The 20200-nt window shown below is 65.2% G+C and carries 16 protein-coding genes and 1 pseudogene; 4 read left to right on the plus strand and 13 right to left on the minus strand.

The genetic code is table 11. The annotated features are described in order from the left end of the window. Positions 1–49: 49 nt before the first annotated feature. The gene (locus tag GV819_RS20270) at positions 50–1444 is read left to right on the plus strand and encodes an amidase (RefSeq protein ID WP_161757822.1); all 1395 of its coding nucleotides are present in this window, start codon (positions 50–52) and stop codon (positions 1442–1444) included. A gap of 122 nt (positions 1445–1566) precedes the next feature. Continuing rightward, positions 1567–2028, plus strand: coding sequence for a hypothetical protein (locus GV819_RS20275; RefSeq protein WP_161757823.1), 462 nt, complete (start codon positions 1567–1569; stop codon positions 2026–2028). Positions 2029–2065: 37 nt separating this feature from the next. On the opposite strand, the gene GV819_RS20280 is transcribed toward GV819_RS20275, so the two are convergent. Together GV819_RS20280 and GV819_RS33295 are read right to left on the minus strand one after the other, a co-directional pair. Further along, positions 2066–3307, minus strand: coding sequence for an EAL domain-containing protein (locus GV819_RS20280; RefSeq protein WP_178126047.1), 1242 nt, complete (start codon positions 3305–3307; stop codon positions 2066–2068). 280 nt (positions 3308–3587) lie between these two features. Then, positions 3588–3764 (minus strand): annotated as a pseudogene (locus tag GV819_RS33295) (LysR family transcriptional regulator); the annotation flags it as partial. Positions 3765–3885: 121 nt separating this feature from the next. Between GV819_RS33295 and GV819_RS20285 the strand changes: the two are divergent. After that, positions 3886–5052 (plus strand): SRPBCC family protein, encoded by a 1167-nt coding sequence (locus GV819_RS20285; protein WP_161757824.1) that lies wholly within the window; start codon positions 3886–3888, stop codon positions 5050–5052. A 34-nt stretch (positions 5053–5086) separates the two neighbouring features. Further along, the gene (locus GV819_RS20290; protein ID WP_161757825.1) at positions 5087–6190 is read left to right on the plus strand and encodes an SMP-30/gluconolactonase/LRE family protein; all 1104 of its coding nucleotides are present in this window, start codon (positions 5087–5089) and stop codon (positions 6188–6190) included. 135 nt (positions 6191–6325) lie between these two features. Here GV819_RS20290 and GV819_RS20295 read toward each other — a convergent pair whose 3' ends face one another. From GV819_RS20295 to GV819_RS20345, 11 genes are all read right to left on the minus strand, one after another. Further along, positions 6326–6559, minus strand: a complete 234-nt coding sequence (locus GV819_RS20295; RefSeq protein WP_161757826.1) for a DUF465 domain-containing protein — start codon at positions 6557–6559, stop codon at positions 6326–6328. A gap of 136 nt (positions 6560–6695) precedes the next feature. After that, positions 6696–9362, minus strand: coding sequence for an excinuclease ABC subunit UvrA (locus GV819_RS20300; protein WP_161757827.1), 2667 nt, complete (start codon positions 9360–9362; stop codon positions 6696–6698). Between the two features lie 94 nt (positions 9363–9456). Further along, positions 9457–11190, minus strand: a complete 1734-nt coding sequence (locus tag GV819_RS20305) for an ATP-binding protein (protein ID WP_161757828.1) — start codon at positions 11188–11190, stop codon at positions 9457–9459. Between the two features lie 270 nt (positions 11191–11460). After that, complete coding sequence (locus tag GV819_RS20310) at positions 11461–12120, minus strand: DUF799 domain-containing protein (protein ID WP_161757829.1); 660 nt, start codon at positions 12118–12120, stop codon at positions 11461–11463. Further along, positions 12117–12488 carry a DUF4810 domain-containing protein gene (locus tag GV819_RS20315; protein WP_161757830.1) on the minus strand — a complete coding sequence of 124 codons (372 nt, stop codon included), beginning with the start codon at positions 12486–12488 and terminating at the stop codon, positions 12117–12119. Before GV819_RS20315 ends, GV819_RS20310 begins: the two co-directional genes overlap by 4 nt. Before the next feature lie 30 nt (positions 12489–12518). Then, positions 12519–13199, minus strand: coding sequence for a CsgG/HfaB family protein (locus GV819_RS20320; RefSeq protein WP_161757831.1), 681 nt, complete (start codon positions 13197–13199; stop codon positions 12519–12521). A 246-nt stretch (positions 13200–13445) separates the two neighbouring features. Next, positions 13446–16520: an error-prone DNA polymerase gene (locus GV819_RS20325; RefSeq protein WP_161757832.1), complete on the minus strand. Its 3075-nt coding sequence runs from the start codon at positions 16518–16520 to the stop codon at positions 13446–13448. Next, entirely contained in the window at positions 16517–17932 is a 1416-nt protein-coding gene (locus tag GV819_RS20330; protein WP_161757833.1) for a Y-family DNA polymerase, read from the minus strand. Before GV819_RS20330 ends, GV819_RS20325 begins: the two co-directional genes overlap by 4 nt. A 7-nt stretch (positions 17933–17939) precedes the next feature. Next, positions 17940–18557 carry a translesion DNA synthesis-associated protein ImuA gene (gene imuA / locus GV819_RS20335; RefSeq protein ID WP_161757834.1) on the minus strand — a complete coding sequence of 206 codons (618 nt, stop codon included), beginning with the start codon at positions 18555–18557 and terminating at the stop codon, positions 17940–17942. Further along, the gene (lexA, locus tag GV819_RS20340; protein WP_161757835.1) at positions 18557–19174 is read right to left on the minus strand and encodes a transcriptional repressor LexA; all 618 of its coding nucleotides are present in this window, start codon (positions 19172–19174) and stop codon (positions 18557–18559) included. The genes imuA and lexA overlap by 1 nt, the downstream gene beginning before the upstream one ends. 38 nt (positions 19175–19212) lie before the next feature. After that, a complete protein-coding gene (locus tag GV819_RS20345; protein ID WP_161757836.1) occupies positions 19213–20130 on the minus strand; it encodes a LysR family transcriptional regulator in 918 nt (305 codons plus the stop codon). Between the last annotated feature and the right edge of the window lie 70 nt (positions 20131–20200).

Here is a 20200-nt window from a genome sequence, read left to right on the forward strand (position 1 = left end):
AGTCGGTTCATCAACAACCCGATTGACGCCCGACACAAGGATGGGTTCGATGACTGATTTACACGATCTGCAAGCCGCCCAGTTACTGGCACTGTTCGCCAGCCGCAAGCTGTCGCCCCTGGACTATTACGAGCATCTGCTGGCCCATATCGGACGCTGGGAGCCGCATATCCGCGCGCTCTACGCCTTCGATCCGCAGCAGGTACGCGAACAGGCCCGGGCCTCCACCGAGCGCTGGAACAAAGGCGCGCCCAACGGCCCGCTGGATGGGGTGCCGGTGACGGTCAAGGAGTTGATCGCCACCCAGTGCACGCCGATTCCCCTGGGCAGCGCCGCCACCACGTTGAAACCTGCCCTGCAGGATGCACCGCCCGCCGCGCGAATGCGCGAAGCCGGGGCGATCATCCTGGCCAAGACCACGGTGCCGGATTTCGGCATGTTGTCCTCGGGGTTGTCGAGCTTCCACGGCATCACCCGCAATCCCTGGAACACTGCCTGCAATACCGGTGGTTCCAGCTCCGGGGCCGGGGCGGCGGCCGCAGCCGGCTACGGGCCGCTGCACATCGGCACCGACATCGGCGGCTCGGTGCGCCTGCCCGCCGCCTGGTGCGGGCTGGTGGGGTTCAAGCCGACCCTCGGGCGGATTCCCATCGACCCCTACTACACCGGGCGTTGCGCCGGGCCCATGACCCGCAGCGTCGAGGATACGGTGCTGCTGATGCGCTACCTGGCCAAGCCCGATGCCCGCGATGCCACCAGCCTGCCGCCATTGACCAGCGACTGGAGCGATGAACCCGTGTCGGTCAACGGCTTGAAGATCGGCCTGATGCTGCAACCCGGCGCCGGGCTGCAACCGGAAGGCTTTGTCTGCGAGGCGGTGGAGCGCGCCGCACGGCTGTTCGAAAGCCACGGCGCCCAGGTGCGCACCCTGGCGCCGATCATGGACCGCGCGCAACTGGATGGCCTGGACCGCTTCTGGCGGGCCCGACAGTGGGCAGAACTGTCAGCCCTGGGCGCCGAGCAGTTCGCCAAGGTGCTGCCCTATATCCGCGACTGGGCAGCCCCTGGCGCCGACCTGTCCGGGGTCGAGGCGGTGCAGGGTTTCAACCAGACCTTCGAGATGCGCCGCCGCGCCGCCCAGGTGTTCAGCGAGTTTGATCTGGTGCTCTCGCCCACCAATCAGGTCAACCATTTTCCCGCCGAGTGGCCGTCGCCCACCAACGACCCGCAGCAACCGTTCGAGCACATCGTCTTCACCCTGCCCTGGAACATGGGCGAGCAACCGGCGCTGTCGATCAACTGCGGTTTCGCTGCCGATGGCATGCCCATCGGCCTGCAGATGATCGCCCCGCGCTTCGCCGATCAATGGCTGCTGCAAGTGGCCAAGGCCTATGAGGGCTGGCGTGGAGCGGTACCACACTGGCCGAAGCCGACGCCCCGCTGAAGGTCACCGTGACAAAATATTGATCTGAACGGTGGCCATGCCTACCCTGCTAGCCAGCCGACTCGCGCAGTCGGCACGAACCAACACCCGGCCTGCTTGCCGGCCCGCTTCCAAGGATGTTCATGAACACTCTGACCCGCACCGCCCTTCTCGCCAGCCTGGCGCTGCTCAGCGCCTGTTCCAGCGTGCCCCGGGAAATCAACCGGGAACCCACCATCACTTCCCCCGGGATCCTGGCCTTTCGCGATATCTGCCTGAAGTCCGCACCCTCCTTCGCCGGCGCCGAGACCGCTGCCCGGGCCCACGGCATCGCCGAACTCAGCGACGCCGGCTTCGCCAAGATGGGCATGAACCAGGATCAGACCCTGGGCGTCCAGGTGCAGTTGAACAAGGAATGCGCGGTGACCACGCCGAACCAGAACGACAGCTCGCTGACGCAGCAGTTCTTAAGCACCGCCGGCAAGTTTTCCAGTACGCCGGTAGCACAGAGCGTGCCCGCCCGGATCACTCTCGACGGCCAGGCCTTCATCCTCATGCACGATCGGCGTGGCGGCGAAGCCTATGTGCTGTTGAAAGCGCATTAAGCACGCAGATTCAAGCCTCGACGCTGCTGCGCCGCGCCTAGCCTTGGCGGATCAGGCGTAGCGGCGGGTGACTCATCGCCAGTACCTTGAGCAGCGCCGCGCTGTCCATCGGCTTGTGAAACAGGTAGCCCTGGGCGGCATCGACACCAAGCCGCTGCAGGTGGGCCCGTTGCTTCTCGGTTTCGATGCCTTCGGCCACCAGCTCCAGGTTGAGCGAACAGGCCAGCCCCACCACCGCCTCGATGATCCGGGTTTCCTTGAACCCCAGGGCGTTGGCGACAAACCCTGAGTCGAGCTTGATCTGGCCAAAGGGAATGTCTGCCAGGCGCATGATCGATGAATACCCAGTGCCGAAATCATCGAGGGACAAGCGCACCCCGCTTTTCACCAGAACACTGATGTTCTCGATGCTTTGCATGTCCAGGGTCAGGGCTTCACGTTCGGTGATCTCCAGGGTGACCTGATTCTTCGGCACCCCGGCCTCGTCGACCTGCCCCAGCACCTGGGTGGCAAATTCGGGATCACTCAATTGGCTGGCCTCGATATTGTAGGAAAACACCAGGGCTTCACCGCCGGTGCGGGCATGCAGTTGCCGTTGCAAGCGCAAGCCCTGTTGCAACAGGCACTCAAAAAGCTGCCGGTGCAACTGCGGGCTGTCCACCCGTTCGAGGAAGAACTGCGGCCCCAACACCCCCTTGTGCGGATGCTGCCAGCGGGCCAGGACCTCGGCGCCAGTAATGCGCCGGGTCTTCAAGCAGACTTGTGGCTGGAAGTAAGGGACGATCTGCTGCGCTTCCAGGGCCTGGGCGACATCCAGCTCGCTCACCCAGTCATTACTCGCGGGCGCGCTCCTTTCTCCAGTCTGAGCGCTGCGTCGGGAATGGTTCTTCACTGTCCGCTTGACCGTTAGTGCCTTGAGCAGCAAACCGCTGATCTGCGCAGTGTCCAGGTCGCCGTAACTGCCGACACAGTACTTGCCGGAACGGCTGCGGAAATTGGCCAGCCCCCAACGGATCGGTGCCTCCAGCGCCTCGCACTCGATCATCGAGAAAAAACCGTAGCGCTCGCAGAGTTGGCGCAAGTAATAGATGGCGTTCAGCGAATGCAGCGAGTCGCAGATCACCAGATCGAGAACACCCAGCGCAGGAGGAAACGGGCTCCAGTCGGACTCATGACTGATCACCTGGACCCGGGTAAAACCTGAGGCCGCCAGGATTCTTGAAAATTGTCGAACCCGAAAAGCGTTCGAACACAACAACAGTACGCTCAACGTCGACATGACCTGCGGCTCCGGCTAAAAAATCATGCTATCCAAATAAGATCCAACTGAACTCAAGACACGTCTCGAATAGGAGTAGGACATTTCTGAGCCTTTGTATTTTCCGGGGGCGCCGCGCCCAACCGCTGGAGCGAGGTTTGTATGCCGTTACCTGTAAGTGATGGTAAAGGCCGACCGGGCATTGGCCTTGCCCGGCTCGGGGGCGGCCGCAGACAACGGGGTCGAGTGCCGGTTGGGAGTGGACGCTGAAGGAGGCCTTGGGGTAGGCGGTGATAGAACCAACGATCAGCGAAATACTCAGGTAGTTGGGCCCAAACAACTGCGCTTGGCGCTGGACCTTGGCCGACTCGAGCACGATCTCCAGGGGTGAACCGCGCCCGCCCCGGTCGGCAATTGCCACATGCTGGCAGCCCTGATAACTCGCCAGGCTCAACTCGGCGGCGAACGCCGGGTGGTTGAGGTCCAGGCGCTGCACATTCGGCTTGATGAATAATGCTCATTACTACCGCTATCCATTGGCTGGATAATTTGCCTGGGACTAGGCTGCAGGGAATAAAAACAACAACGGAAACAGCGCCGTGCGAGAAACCACCGAGCATTTTCGCGAGCACTATCGAGCCGCGGTCAGTCCGCGCTACAACCCCTGGCTGCATGGCGGCTTTGTCCTCGCCTACGGCCTGCTGTGCATCGGCCTGCTGTACGGCACCCTGGAGCGGGTGCAGCCCCTGGAATGGCTGGTGGTGCCGCTGGCGCTGCTGTTCTTCAACCTGTGCATCTACGTCGTGCACCGCTGGCTGGGGCATCACAAACAGCCGTTCGCAAGGCTGTTCTATGCCCGTCATAGCGGCGATCACCACAGTTTCTTCACCCCGGGGTTGATGACTTATGAAGGCCGCCAGGACTGGCGGGTGATCCTGTTCCCGGCCTGGCTGATCGTGGTTCACAGCCTGCTGTTCGCCCTGCCCCTGTGGTGGCTGCTGAGTCTCTGGAACAGTAACGTCGCGGCGCTGTTCGCCAGTTGCACCTTGATCGGCTACCTGGCCTATGAAGTCTTTCATGCCTGCGAACACCTGCCCGCAAAGCATCCCCTGGCACGCTTGCCCTGGGTGCGACAGATGCGCCGCCTGCATGAGCTGCATCACCGCCGCGAGCTGATGCAGGAGCGCAACTTCAACATTGTCCTGCCGCTGATGGATTGGCTGTTCGGCACCTTGTACTGGCAGCCGGAAGAGTTTCCGGGCCCCGCTCATTCCTCGACCCGGTCCACGCCCATGACTCGCATGCAGCATCAGATCGACATTCCGCGCAGCGCCGCCAGCACCCTGGCGTATGCCGCCAGCCCACGGCGCTGGCCAGAGTGGCATCCGTCTTCACTGAAGGTCGAGGGCGACGACGGCCCGCTGTTCGCCGGGCAAGGTTTCGAGGAGGACATCCATGCCGGCGGGCGCAGCGGCCACCTCAGTTGGCAGGTCCAGGAGTACCTGCCGGGGCACCGCTGGCGCGCTACGGCCCAGGGCGATCACGGCCTGGAGTTGCAGGTGACCTATAAGTGCCAGCCGCTGGGCGCCGAGCGCACGCGCTTCGTGCGGACCCTGGACTACCGCTTCGATAGCCTGCTGATGCGCCTGGGCAATCAGCTGTTATTCAAACGACGGATAGAGCGAGAATCCGCCGCCTCATTGCTGGCATTGTGCGAGACGGCACAGCAAGCCATCGCGCTGCCAGCCGCCGACCCGGCCCGCTAGCCATCCTCAAGTCGCCGCTGAATGGAGTCATTGCATGAACCAGATTGCCCCTCGACGCTTTCACCCCGGGCGGATTGTCCTGCTGTTGGTGGTCGCCATCCTGGCCTTCCTGTTGCTGGCGCCGACTGCGGTCCAGCCGGTGGCCTGGAAGCCGGCGCCCGCGCCCTCCCTGAGCCAGGGTCCATTTGCCGAGAATCAAAAACTCAAGGCGCTGCAGCCGGTGGGTGCCCGGGATATCGACGGCCCTGAAGCCTTGCTGCTGGAAGACGGCCAATTGATCACCGGCCTGCATGACGGCCGGGTGATCCAGACCAGCCTCGACGGCCAGTCTCTCAAGGTGCTGGTCAACACCGGCGGCCGCCCCCTGGGCCTGGCCCGGCATCCGGACGGCAGGCTGATCATCGCCGATGCGATCAAGGGCCTGCTGGCCCTGGACCGCCAGGGCCAGTTGCAGACCCTGAGTACCGCGGCCAACGGCATGGCGTTCGGTTTCACCGATGATGTCGCGGTGGACGCCGCCGGGCGCTATGCCTACTTCAGCGACGCCACCAGCCGCTGGGGCTACGGCCATGACGGCGAGGCCGTGATCGAGCACGGCGGTGACGGTCGCCTGCTGCGCTACGACTTCCAGAGCGGCAACACCGAGGTCCTGCTGGAGCACCTGGAGTTCGCCAATGGCATCGCCCTGGGCCCGGACGAAGCCTATGTCCTGGTCAATGAAACCGGCGCGTACCGCATCAGCCGCTACTGGCTCAAGGGCGAGCAGGCCGGTAACCACGACCTGTTCATCGACAACCTGCCGGGGCTGCCAGACAACCTCAGCTTCAATGGCCAGGGGCGTTTCTGGGTGGCCCTGTATGCACCGCGCAACGCCTTGCTCGATGGCACGGCGGCGTACCCTTTCGTGCGCAAGATGCTGGTGCGGGCCATGACGGTGGTGCCCAAGCCGGTGGAAAAACGCGGTTTTGTGCTGGGCCTGGATACCCAAGGCCGGGTGATTGCCAACCTGCAGGATGGCAGCCGCGGCAACTATTCGCCGATCACCACCGTGCGTGAGTATGGCGATACGTTATACCTGGGTTCCTTGAGTGCCAGCCATATGGCGCGAATGCCATTGCAGGACGCGCTAGCGCCTTGATGGCGAGTGGTCGCCGGGCTCGGGAGGCGTTCCGAGGGCGAGCGTGGCAATCTTCAGGAGGCATGGGTTCGGGGAAATGGCAACCAAGGCCTCAAGGACCTTGGTGCATTCTGCAACAGCTACGGGGTGGGGAAGTCAGGAACGGACGGTGAGTTTCTGGGAGATCTCGTCCTTGATCAGCAGGCGCTTTTCCTTGAGTTTCTTCAGTTCGTCGTCGGCAGCGGCGGCAGCTTCGGCCTTGAGCACCTGATTATCGATGCTGGTGTATTTGTCGAACAGCGCATTCAGGTGGGGGTCACTGGCCCGACGCTGTTGAATGTCTTCTTTACTGCAGCTCAGGTCCTGGTACAGGTCGTGGGTCACCGGCATGGAACACCTCCGTGGTTGATCGGCAGCAAGGGCGTTATCACGCTCCCGCCAGTTATCAGAATGGCCTCGCCGCCCCGGGTCTGTCGACCGCCAATCAGACCAGCGGTAACCGTTCGTCGCCGGTTCCTGCCCTGGATCAATGCCCCGCCAGAGCCGCGGCAAGGAAGGCCGCAGTGCGGCTGTTACGCTGCTTTGCCACCTGCCGTGGGGTACCACAGGCCACCAGGGTGCCGCCTTCGTCCCCGGCCCCCGGGCCGATGTCGATCACCCAATCGGCCTGGGCCACCACACGCATTTCATGTTCGACCACCACCACGCTGTGTCCTGCCGCCACCAGTTTGTCCAGTTGCTCCAGCAGGCGATCCACATCCCGTGGGTGCAGGCCGGTGGTGGGTTCGTCCAGCACGTACAAGGTGGCGCCACGGGCATTGCGTTGCAACTCGGTGGCCAGCTTGATCCGCTGCGCCTCGCCGCCGGACAACTCGGTGGCCGGCTGCCCCAGGCGCAGGTAGCCCAGGCCGATGTCACGCAGCACCTCCAGGGCACGACGAATGCCCGGCTGCTCGGCAAACACCGGCAAGGCCTGCTCGACACTCAGTTGCAGGACCTGGGCGATGTTCAGGCCCTGCCAGGTCACCGCCAGGGTCTCGGGGTTATAGCGAGCGCCATGGCAGGTCGGGCACGGCGCGAAGACGCTGGGCATGAACAGCAGCTCGACGCTGACAAACCCCTCGCCCTCGCAGGCCGGGCAACGGCCCTTGGCGACGTTGAAGGAAAATTGCCCGGCATCAAAGCCGCGCTCCCGGGCTTCGGCGGTGGCGGCGAACAGCTTGCGCACGTGGTCGAACAGCCCGGTGTAGGTCGCCAGGTTGGAGCGCGGTGTACGGCCAATCGGTTTCTGGTCCACTTGCACCAGGCGCTTGAGCCGCTCCATGCCCGCCGTGAGCTGCCCCGTGCCGCTGACCGGCGCCTCGTCCTCCAGGTCCAACTCGGCTGTTTCTTCGCGACCCGGCACCTTGCCCAGATGACTGCCCACCAACTCCATCAGTGCCTGGCTGACCAGGCTCGACTTGCCGGAACCGGAGACACCCGTCACCGCCGTGAAGCAGCCCAGGGGAAACTCGGCGTCCAGCTGCTTGAGGTTGTTGCGGCTAATGCCTTCCAGGCGCAGCCAGCCGTTGGCCGTGCGTGGAGGGCGCCGGGCCTGGGCCTGTTCGGTAAACAGATAGGCGCGGGTCTGGGAGTCCTCGATGGCCGCCAGTCCCGCCGGCGGGCCGCTGTACAGCACCTGGCCGCCGCGCTCCCCCGCCGCCGGGCCGACGTCTACCAGCCAGTCGGCACGGCGCATGATCTGCAGGTCGTGCTCCACCACAAACAGCGAGTTGCCCGCGGCCTTGAGTCGCTGCAAGGCCTCGAACAGTGCTTCGGCATCCGCCGGGTGCAAGCCCGCCGAGGGCTCATCGAGCACGTAGATCACCCCGAACAGCTGCGAGCCCAATTGGGTGGCCAGGCGCAGGCGCTGCAACTCGCCGCTGGACAGGGTCGGGGTACTGCGCTCCAGCGCCAGGTAACCCAGCCCCAGATCGGTCAGGGTACTGACCCGCTCCAGCAAGTCCTGGGCAATCCGTTGCGCCGCCAGGCGCTTCTCCAGGGACAGGTTCGGCGTGTGTCGCACGTCCGGCGCACCGCGATGTTCCGGGGCGCCCCGGGCATGCCGCTGCTGGCGTGCGGCACGGGTCTGGGCGTGGCTCAAGACCTCAGCGCCCGCCGCGTCCTGGGCCAGGTAATCGGCAGCCGCCACGGGCCGTAGCACCTCGGCCAATTGCAACAGCGGCAGGCGCGCCAGCTCGCCGATATCCAACCCGGCGAAGGTCACCGCCAGGGCTTCGCGCTTGAGGCGCTTGCCCGCACACAGCGGGCACGGGCTGCCGCGCATGAACTGCGACACGCGCTTTTTCATCAGCGCGCTCTGGGTCTGGGTGAAGGTGTGCAGCACGTAACGCCGGGCGCCGCTGAAGGTACCCATGTAGCTGGGCTCCTGCTGGCGCTTGAGGGCTTCGCGGGTCTGCTCCGGGGTCATCCCGGCGTACACCGGCACAGTCGGTGTTTCCTCGGTGAAGAGGATCCAGTCGCGTTGTTTTTTCGGCAGCTCGCGCCAGGGAATGTCGACGTCGTAGCCCAGGGTCACCAGGATATCCCGCAGGTTCTGCCCCTGCCACGCCAGGGGCCAGGCCGCCACGGCGCGCTGGCGGATAGTCAGCCCAGGGTCCGGGACCATGGTTGCTTCATTGACCTCATACACCCGGCCCAGGCCATGGCACTCCGGGCAGGCGCCCTGGGGGGTGTTCGGCGAGAAGTCCTCGGCATACAGCATCGGCTGCCCCGGCGGGTAGCTGCCAGCCCGGGAATAGAGCATGCGCACCAGGCTCGACAAGGTGGTCACGCTGCCCACCGAGGAGCGGGTGCTGGGGGTGCCCCGTTGCTGTTGCAGGGCGACTGCCGGCGGCAGGCCGTCGATACGGTCGACGTCCGGCACCCCGACCTGATCGATCAGGCGCCGGGCGTAAGGCGCCACCGACTCGAAATAGCGGCGCTGGGCCTCGGCATACAGGGTCGAGAACGCCAGGGACGATTTGCCCGAGCCGGACACCCCGGTGAACACCACCAGGGCATCCCGGGGAATGTCCACGTCGACATTCTTCAGGTTGTGTTCGCGGGCGCCACGCACCCGGACAAAACCGCCACTGTGAGACGCCGGCGTGCTCGCCAGGAGGTCACCGGGAGCGTTGCGTGAAGAAGTCATGGACCTGCCTCATATCGAAAGCCGCACGGCTGAAAACCCCGATCATCACACAATCCGCCCGTGCGCAGGCAGCGCTACGGAGCGTGAGGCGGCTTCACATTCGCGCCCTCTGCCCCGTCAGCAACCAACGCACGGTGCGACTCAAATCCTCGGGCCCGTAAGGCTTGCGCAACAGGTGGGTGTCCGAATTGAGCTGGTGATTGCACGAGATCATGTCGCGGGTATGCCCCGAGGTGAATAACACAGCGATCGGCGAGGCCTGGGTCTTGGCCCAAGTAGCCAGGTCCGTGCTCTTGATCAGGCCAGGCATCACCACGTCGGTGAAGATCAGGTCGACCTCGAGCCCCTCCAGCAACAGCTGCATGGCGGCATCGCCATTGGCCGCGCCATGCACCTGGTAACCCTCATGTTCAAGCATCTCCAACGCTGCGCTGCGCACCTCGGCGTTGTCTTCCACCACCAGGATGCGCGCCTGCCCTCCCGGGGCGCGCCCAGCACAACTCAGTGACGGCTGCGCCTCCTCGCCGGCGCTGCGGGCGAAATACATCTGCACCCGGGTGCCCTGCCCCGGGCGGCTGAACATCTCGATGTGACCGCCACTCTGCTTGACGAAGCCAAACACCATGCTCAGCCCCAGGCCCGTGCCGTGGCCCGCGCCCTTGGTGGTGAAAAACGGCTCGAAGGCCTGCTTCAGCACCTCGGCGGACATGCCGGCGCCGTCATCGCTGACCGTCAGCCGCAGGTACTCGCCGGGGTTGATGTCCTTGCCGGCGCAATAGGTGCGATCCAGCACCCGGTTCTCGGCGCACAGGGTAATGGTGCCTTCACCGCCCATGGCATCCCGGGCATTGAGCGCCAGGTTGAGCAGCGCGCTTTCCAGCTGGTTGCGGTCCACATGGATGCACCAGGGCTGATCGGGCAACGCCACCTCGATGCGGATGGTTTCCCCCAGGGCCCGTTGCAACAGTTCACCCAGGCCCTGATCCAAATGGCAGGGGTTGTAGACCGCTGGTGACAGCGGCTGGCGGCGGGCAAAGGCGAGCATCTGGGTCGACAGCTTGGCGCCACGCTCTACCGCCGCCAGGGCCGCGCTGGTGCGCCGCTGCACGTTGGCATTGCCCGCTTCCTGGCGGGCCAGCAGGTGCAGATTGCCGGCGATGACCTGCAGCAGGTTGTTGAAGTCATGGGCCACGCCGCCGGTGAGACCGCCAATGGCCTCGAGCTTCTGCGACTGGCGCAACTGCTCTTCAGCAGCCAGGCGGGCATCGACCGCCTCCAGCACGCGCTGCTCCAGGTTGCGGGTCAATTGGCGCAGGGCCGCCTCGGCAGCCTGCCGCTGTTGCTCGGAAATCACATGGGCGGTGGTCTCGACGACAATGGCGATGACCCCGGCCGGGGCCTGGTCGTCCCCCGCCACCGGGCTGTAATAAAGGTCCAGCCAGACGTTTTCCGGCACCCCGTTACGCAGCAGCACCAGTTCCTTGTTGCGGTAGGACAAAGTGCCGCCACTGAGGCAGGTGTGCATCACCCCACGATTGAACTCGGCCACTTCCGGCCAGCCCAACTCCACCGCGCACCCCAGCAGATAAGGGTGGCGACCGCCAGCGAACTCCGCGTAGGCGTCGTTGTAGATCATGTAGCCCAGAGGCCCCCAGAGCATCACCATCGGCACCGGTGAACCGAGCATCAACTGCACGGTGCTGCGCAGGCTGTGGCTCCAGTGCTGCAGGGCGCCAAGACTGGTGAGGGACCAGTCGAAGGCGCGGATACGCCCGGCCATCTCGCCTTTCCAGCCCTGGCACCCGTGATGATCTGATAAGAACGGCATGAACGAACTCTGCGAAAAGCGTGATACAGAATGGGTTTCCAAGAGGTTGCGATGCAGCCTCCAGAGCCTTTGAGCACCCTGCGCACGGATGGTTTCACGGTTTTCTGCCCTGAGCCCCGATCATCGCTGCCGCTGGTCGGTCGCGCAGCCCTCAAGCGCAACGACGTGCACCGAACCTGGCTGGACAGACAGAACAGGCGGTCTCGGAAGGTCCAGGCGGACGCTCGCAAGCGCCGCCTGGCACAGGGCGGATTGCCCGCCCCGCAGACCTCAGTCGGTGCCGTATTTTGGCGAACGCGGACCGTACAACAGGCCCGTGCGTTGCCCGGCCGACAACAGGCGCTGGCTGGTGATGCCGGCAATCGGGTGACCGGCGTCGGTGGAGGTGTTGATGATCTGCTTCACCGCGGCGGTGATCAGCATGCCCACCAGGCCACCGTTGTTGCTGTTGTTGCCTTCCTCGCTGGAAGCCCGGGCGCTGCCGGTCCACAGCGTGGTGCCGGTCTTCAGGTCCACCAGGCTGGCGCTGGCGGTGACCACGGTCTGGCTGCTGATCAGCATGTAGCTGGTGCCGTATTCCTTGACCGTGATGTACAGGCCGGCGTCGGCGCCGAAGATCTCGTTGAGCTTGGCCGGTGGCAGGCCATGGATGTCTGCCGGGGTGGTCAGGCCGTTGTGGCGGAAGGTTTCATCCACCACCGCAATCGGCATCACGTAGTAACCGGCTTCGGCCAGCGGAAAGGTCACCTGGGACAGCATGCTGTAGGTGGCCTTGACGTCCGGCGACTCATTGAGCGGCGGCAGCACCAGGATCGACTTCGGCCGGGCCTGCTTGTAGGCCGAGTAGTCCACGGTCTTGGGCGCGGCGCAGCCCACCAGCAAGCTCACGGTCAACAGACCCAACAGATTGCGCAGGGCATTGAGGCTCATTGGGCAGCTCCCTTTTTAGCGTTTTCCAGCAGGAAATCCATGTACCGCGCAGACTCGGGGAACAGTGCCTTTTCGGTATTGAACTGCTGCACCATCTGGTCATCCTTGCCCAGGCCCGCGTACAGCATGCCCAGGTGCGCGTGGTAACCCGGCGGCACGGCCTTGCCGGTGGACTTGATCTTCTGCAGGTCGCGCTCCAGCGCCTCGACCTGAGCTTCCTTGGCTTCCTCGCCCTTGAAGTACTCATAGGTCTGGGACTGGTAGGTTTCCCATTGGTAAAGCGTCTTCGGACCGCTGCAACCGGCCAGCAGGACGCTGCCCAGCAAGGCGACGGCCATCAGCGGCCGCGCCATCTTGATGTTGAACATGCTTGCACTTCTCCCTGTCAGCAGCATTTATCAGTGGCTGGGTTTCCAGGCACCGGTATCGATGGCCTCGACCATACGGTTGACCGCCTCGCGCATGGCCAGGTCAAGGACCTTGCCATTGAGGGTCGAGTCGTAGGAGGCGGTGCCGCCGAAGCCGATCACCTCGCGGTTGGACAGGGCGTACTCACCGGCGCCCTGGGTGGAATACACCACTTCGGAGGTGCTGATGTTGACGATGTTCAACGCAACCTTGGCGTAGGCCACCTGGGTCTTGCCACGGCCGAGAATGCCGAACAACTGGTGGTCGCCGGTTTCCTTGCGACCAAACTCGGTGACGTCGCCGGTGACCACGAAATCGGCGCCCTTGAGCTTCTGCGCCTGGCCCTTGATGGTCGCTTCCTGCTTGATCTCGCCCATGTTGTCGCGGTCCAGCACGCTGAAGCGGTTGGTCTGCTGCAGGTGGGTGATCAGCACCGTCTTGGCCTGGCCACCGAGGCGGTCGACGCCGTCGGAGAAGATCCCGCGCATATAGCTGGAGCGGTTATCGAACTTGCCCACGGCCATGGGTACCCGGACCCCGGTCCAAACCTGATTGGCGCTCTGGACCTTCTCCACCGGCAACGCCCGGGAGCTTTCCGTGGCACAACCGCTCAGGCCTGCCAACACTGCCAGGGTTACACCAGACAACACCCACTTCGAGATCACTCGCACTCTATGTTCCTTTCCGAGAACCCATTAAACCGCGTTTTCGCCCTGCCACACTCACCCCGAAACGCAGTCTGTGCGGGCGCAAAAATGCCAGGCAGGGCGTACTGAAACTTGATGCTGGGGGCATCATCGACGGCGAGTATGCCAAATGGACATCATCGCGAAAAGGAATAAAAAACTCTGGCGTCAGTCAATTGACTGTCTGATCCGTTGGCCTGCTCCAGCCTTTTCGGGCAAGTATTTGATCCATCAGCGAAAGTCCCGGCTACGCACGCTGATACCGTCCAGCAACGGGGTCAGGTCCCGCAGCCGCCCGGCAATCAGATGGCGCACTTCACCCTCGGTTTCCAGGGTCCCGTCGACCCGCAGCAACTGCGAACCCACCAGCACCCGCCGCTGACGTTCCGCCAGGTCGCGCCAGACCACCACATTGACGTTGCCGAACTCGTCTTCGAGGGTGACGAAGGTCACCCCGCTGGCAGTGCCCGGACGCTGGCGGCCGGTGACCAGCCCGGCCACGCTCACCGGCCGCCCGTGCTCCAGCCCCTGCAGCTCCCGGGAACTGCGGCAGCGCTGGGCCTTGAGTTGCAGGCGCAACAGCGCCAGGGGATGCGGGCCGAGGGTGGTGCCGAGGCTGTGGTAATCCGCCTGCAGGTCTTCGCCGACGCTGGGCCGGGGCAACTCCACCGCGGCCTCGGTCGGGCTTGGCAAGCCGGCGAACAACCCCAGTTGCTGCTCCACCCCGGCCACCTCCCAGCGGGCCTGGTAACGATCCCCGGCCAGGTCACGCAAAGCCCCGGCATCCGCCAGCAACTCCTGGGCCCGCAGGTCGATCCGGGCACGCTCAGCCAGGTCGGCGATATCGGCAAAAACGCGCTGGCGCCGGGCACTCTCGATGCGCGCGGCATCCTCCTGGCGAAAGCCCTTGATCATCCGCAGGCCCAGGCGCAAGGCCGGCTGCTGGCCGGGGAGCGGCTCCAGGCTACAGTCCCAGGCACTGGCATCGACCGTCACCGGGCGGATCTGCAAACCATGGCGACGGGCGTCCTGGAGGATCTGGTCGGGGCTGTAGAAACCCATGGGCCAGCTATTGATCAGGGCGCAAGCGAAGGCCGCCGGTTCGTGGCACTTGAGCCAGCAGCTGCCGTAGGTCAGCAAGGCGAAACTGGCGGCATGGGATTCGGGAAAGCCGTAGCTGCCAAAGCCCTTGATCTGCTCGAAGATCTGCGCCGCGAACTCATCGCTGTAGCCATTCTTGTTCATCCCCGCACGCAGCCGCTCGCGGTGCGGTTCCAGGCCGCCGTGGCGTTTCCAGGCGGCCATGGAGCGGCGCAACTGGTCAGCCTCCCCCGGGGTGTAGTCGGCGGCGACAATGGCGATCTGCATCACCTGTTCCTGAAACAAGGGCACCCCCAGGGTGCGCTTGAGTACGCCTTCCAGCTCAGGAGACGGATAGGTTTCCGGCTCTTGGCGGTTACGCCGGCGCAGGTAGGGATGAACCATCCCGCCCTGGATCGGCCCGGGGCGCACGATCGCTACCTCGATCACCAGGTCGTAGAAGTTCTTCGGCTTGAGCCTGGGCAGCATCGACATCTGCGCCCGGGACTCGATCTGGAACACCCCGATGGTGTCGGCGCGGCCGATCATTTCGTAGGTCGCCGGGTCTTCGGCGGGAATGCTGGTGAGGCTGTAGCGCTGGCCGCGATAACCGTGGATCAGGTCGAAGCAGCGGCGGATGGCACTGAGCATGCCCAGGGCGAGAATATCCACCTTGAGCAGGCCGACCATGTCCAGGTCGTCCTTGTCCCACTGGATGATCGTGCGCTCGGCCATGCTGGCGTTCTCCACCGGCACCAGGCTGTCCAGAGGCTGCTCGGAAATCACGAAACCACCGGGATGCTGGGACAGGTGCCGGGGGAAACCGATCAACTGCCCGGTCAGGCTCAGCACTCGGTGCAGCACCGGGCTCTGGGGGTCGAAACCGGCCTCCTGCAGGCGCTCGACGCTGGGCGGGGTATCGCTCCAGTGGCCGCAGCAATCGGCCAGGGCATTGACCTGATCCGGTGGCAGGCCCAGGGCCTTGGCCACGTCGCGCACCGCGCCGGCGCCGTGGTAGGTGCTGACCACCGCCGTCAGCGCCGCGCGATGCCGGCCGTAACGCCGAAACACATACTGCAGCACCTCTTCGCGGCGCTCGTGCTCGAAGTCGACGTCGATGTCCGGCGGCTCGTTGCGTTCCCTGGACAGGAAGCGCTCGAACAGCAAGGTCGAACGGTCGGGGTCGATTTCGGTGATGCCCAGGGCGAAACACACCACCGAGTTGGCCGCCGAGCCACGGCCCTGGCAGAGAATGTGCTGGCGCCGGGCGAAGTCGACGATGTCGTGCACGGTAAGGAAATAGCTCTCGTAGCCCAGCTCGCTGATCAGCTCGAGTTCCTTGTCGATCTGCAGCAGCACCTCGGGCCGGGCGCCGCCGGGCCAACGCTGCTGGATCCCGCGCTGGGTCAGCAGCCGCAGCCAGGATTCGGCATCGTGGCCCGCGGGCACCAGCTCCCGGGGGTATTGATAGCGCAACTGGCCGAGGTCGAAACGGCAGCGCTCGGCAATCCTCAGCGACTCGTCGAGCAAGGCCTGGGGATACAAGCCTTGCAGCACCTCAAGGGCACGCAGGTGACGCTCGCCATTGGCGAACAAACGCTCCCCGGCCTCGGCCACTGGCAGGTGATAGCGGATCGCGGTCATGGTGTCCTGCAGCGCCCGGCGCCCACGCACATGCATGTGCACATCGCCACAGGCCACGGCCGGCAGCCCCAACTGCCGGGCCAGGGCCAGCCGCTCCTGCTGGCGCCGGGCATCGTCCTGGGCGCAGTGCAACTCCAGCGCCAGCCACAGCCGCTCGGGGAATACCTGCTGCAGCCAGCGGCCCTGCTCCAGGTCATTCGTGCTGCCCGCCAACCACAGGGCCAGCAGCCCCGGCAACGGCTCGGCGAAGTCTTCCCGCAGCAAGCGGTACGTGCCCTTCTCGGCCCGGCGCCGGGCCCGGGTGATCAACCGGCACAAGCCCTGGTAACCCGGCAGGTCCTCCACCAGCAGCACCAGGCGCGGGCCGTCCTCGACCTGCATTTCACTGCCGACAATCAGCTTCAGGCCGCTGTCGCGGGAGGCCTGCCAGGCGCGGACAATCCCCGCCAGGGTGCACTCGTCGGTGATCGCCAGAGCCTGATAACCCAGGGCCTGGCCACGCTCGAACAGCTCCCGGGCACTGGAGGCGCCGCGCTGGAAACTGAAGTTGGACAGGCAATGCAGCTCGGCGTAGCCGTTCATGCGAACCAGCCTTGCAGGAGCAACGGCCCCGGCTCGCCAACCCGACGATAGGCCCAGCCTTGCTGGCCGGCCGAGGTTTCGATCAGGTAGTAGTCGCGGCGCACGTCGGCACCGTCCCACCAACCGGACTCGATGCGTTCCGGGCCCATGAGCACCCGTACCGACCCCTCGTGCAGGGCCTGGGGCTCGATGAACAACCAGCCCGGGCGCCGCAGCCCGGGATTGGCTGGACAGGGAGCCGGGGTGCTGCTGGGCAACCAACTGAGTTCCGGACGATGATCGGCGCGGTGCCCAAGGCCCTGCACCGCGTCATCCCCCAGCCGGGCCCGCAAGCGTTCACGCAACTGCTCCCAGGGCAGGTTCTGCTGCGGGCGCTCGTCGAACAGTTCGCGGTGCTGGGGCACGAACAGCGGCAGGTCTTCAGCCACCAGGCGCAGGTTGCGCACCGGCGCCGGCACCTGGATCTGTTCCAGGCGGCCACGGGCCAGTTCGAACAGCATCGCGGGGTCACGCTCGGCACTGAGCAGCCCGACCGCAATCAGCGTATCGGCGCCTTCGGCATGCTCAAGGTGCAGGGCGAAACGCTGCACTCCGCTGTCGCGGCCACAGAGAAAGGCCGCCAGGTCGGCGGTCAATCGGCGCAGGGGAAACAGCAGCGCCTGATGGGACAGCACATCGAAATTCAACTCGATGCGCAGGTCGAAGCGGTCCGGCGGCTGGTAGAACGCCAGCCCCAGCGGACGCTCCCCCAGCAGTGTGTCGAGCTGCTTGAGCAAGGCGCCGTCGAAACGCCGGGCCAGGCTCTGCCGGGGTAACTGGTGCAGTTGCTCGAAGGTGCGCAGGCCCATGCGCGACAAAGCCGTGGCCTGCTCCGGGGGCAAGCCCAGGCGTTCAATGGGCAACGGTCCCAGGGTGCGGCGCAAAGTGTCCTGGTCAGGCACGGCCAAGGCCTCATAGGCATTGGCCAGGACCCGGGCCGCCGCCGGATTGGGCGCGACAACGATCCGATGGCGAAACCCCAGGGCCGTCAGCTCGGCCTGCAAGCGCGCCTGCAACAGCGGCCAGGGGCCAAACAGGTCCAGGCTCGACTCGATTTCGAACAGCAGGGTGCGCGGGTAATGCACGCTGACCTGCGAGCTGAAGCTGTACGCCCAGGCGGCGAGGAACTGCTGCCAGTGCTCGATTTCAGCGGGGTCGTATTCGGCGCTGGCAAAGCCCTTGGTCAGGGCCTGGGCCGCACTCAACGACTGGCCAGGGCGCAGGCCCAACTCGCGGGCCGCACCATTCACCGCCTGGATCACTCGCCGCTGCGGCGTGCCGCTCAGCAGCGCCAGCGGCGCATCGGGTTCGGCAGACTGGCGCAGCACCGCGTCCAGCGCCAATTGCGGGAACAGAATACAGACCCAGCGCATGGCAACCTCAATGCCCCGGACTGAAGGCAATCGGCGCCGCATGAGCCAGCCCGCCACGGCACTTGAGCACCCGCAACTGCGCCGGCCGGGCATCCAGCGCAATGCGCAGGGCCGCGGGTGACGGATTGATCGCAGCCGTCTGCGAGCGGTAGGCGAAGGCCAGGGTCTGGCCGGTTTCCGCCGCCACCTGCAAGCGCCGCAAGGCACGGTCATCGGCCTGTTGCGGCCAGCACAGCACGGCACCGCAACTGCCCGAGCGCAGGCATTGCTCGGCGACCCACAAGGCATCGCGCTCAGCGGCCTGGACCAGCGACAGCTGGCGCACATCGACTCCGGCGTTCTGCCAGGCCTGGGGATACGGCACATGCGGCGGCGCCACCAGGACAATCCGCTCGCCCGCTGCCGACAGCCGCGCCAGGGTCGGCCACAGCAGTTGCAACTCGCCCACCCCCGGGGCCGCGATAAGGATTTCCGTGAGCGCCGCTTGCGGCCAGCCACCATTGGGCAAGACCGCATCCAGCGCAGCATGGCCGGTGGGTTGCGGGCTGACGCTCGGAGCAGCGGGCCGGCCCTTCCAGACCCGCCCGGCATTGAACAGCGAGTCCAGGGCAATCACCGCGCCCATCACCCTTGCCTCACCAGGCCACAGAACACCCCTTCGATGGCCAGGTCGCGATCGGCCTCCACCAGGATCGGCGCATAGGCTGGGTTGCGCGGCAACAGGCGCACCTGCTCGCCGCTGCGCTCAAAGCGCTTGATGGTGACTTCGCCGTCCAGCCGCGCCACCACAATCTGGCCGTTGCGCACCTCGGCACTGCGGCGCACCGCCACCAGGTCGCCGTCGAGAATGCCGTCGCCGATCATCGAGTCGCCCTGCACCCGCAACAGGTAATCCGGGGTCCGGGAAAACATCGCCGCATCCAGCATCAAGTGGCTGTGGATCTCGGCATCCGCGCCAATCGGCGCACCGGCCGCCACCCGGCCCAGCAGCGGAATTTCCAGCAGCTCGGGGCGCCGGCCCTGATGCACCAGGCGGATGCCCCGGGCCTGGTGCGGATTGACCTCGATAAACCCGGCTTCGGTCAGCGCCACCACATGCTTGCGCGCCACGCTGCGCGAGGCAAAACCAAAAGCCTCGCTGATTTCAGCGAGGCTTGGGGGCTGGCCGTGATCGGCAATTCGATCGCGGATAAAGGTCAGGATGGCAGTGCGCCGGGGAGATAAAGTCGTCATGGAGTACATTTGTACTCCTCTCGGATTTATCTGACAAGAACCGCCAATCAGTCCAGGCCACGGGTCGCCAGAAAACCTGCGATGTAATCGATGAACGCCTGCACTTTGGCGGTCGCGCGCCGGTGGCTGGGGTACACCGCGAGGATGTGCGGGCCGAAACTGTCCGGGTCGATGGCGTAGTCCGCCATCAGCCGCACCAGGCGCCCGTCGGCCAGGTAAGGCGCGGCGCTCCACAGCGGGGTGTGCAGCAGCCCGCACCCGGCCAGGGCATTGGCCAGCAGCAGGTCGTAGTTGTCGCTGCGCAAGCGCGGCGCCAGGGGCTGTGCCAGGCTCAGGCGCTGGCCGTCGCGCTCGACCCACCAGAACTCGCGGCTGAGCAAGGGGTGGCTATACAGCAGCCACTCATGCTCATCGAGGGTTTGCGGGGTCACCGCCAGCCCCTTGCGGGCCAGGTAGTCCGGGCTCGCGCACAGAGCCAGGCGGTTGCTGCCGACCACCCGGGCAATCAGCCCCGGCAGGTCGTCATGGCCTTGCCGCAGAGCCAGGTCGTAACCGCTTTCGAGCAGGTTGACGAACTCATCGCACAGGTCCACTTGCAGGTTGATCTGCGGATACTGTTGCAGAAACCCGCCGCAGACCTGATCGAGAAACGCCTGGCCGTAAGCCAGCGGCGCGGTGACTTTCAGGTTGCCGCGCAGGCCATGCTGCAACTGCTCGACCTCCTCGCCGACCTCCTCCAGCCGCTGCAACACCTGGCGCGCCGTGTCCAGATAAAGCCGTCCGACCTCGGTCAGCACAATCCGCCGGGTACTGCGCTCGAACAACCGCGAACCGAGATCGGCTTCCAGGTGATTGACCGCCTTGGTCAGGGCCGACGGGGTCTTGCCCATCTGCTCGGCTGCCCGGCTGAAACTGCCCAGTTGGGCGGTGACCACGAACATCTTCAAGGCACTCAACTTGTCCATGGTTTTTCCATTCAGGCAAAAATGTTTTTCGTGGATGAGGCGTTCTGCTGGCCGGGATCCGCCCCTAATC

The sequence above is a fragment of the Pseudomonas sp. Fl5BN2 genome, from assembly GCF_009908205.1.
Taxonomy (GTDB): domain Bacteria; phylum Pseudomonadota; class Gammaproteobacteria; order Pseudomonadales; family Pseudomonadaceae; genus Aquipseudomonas.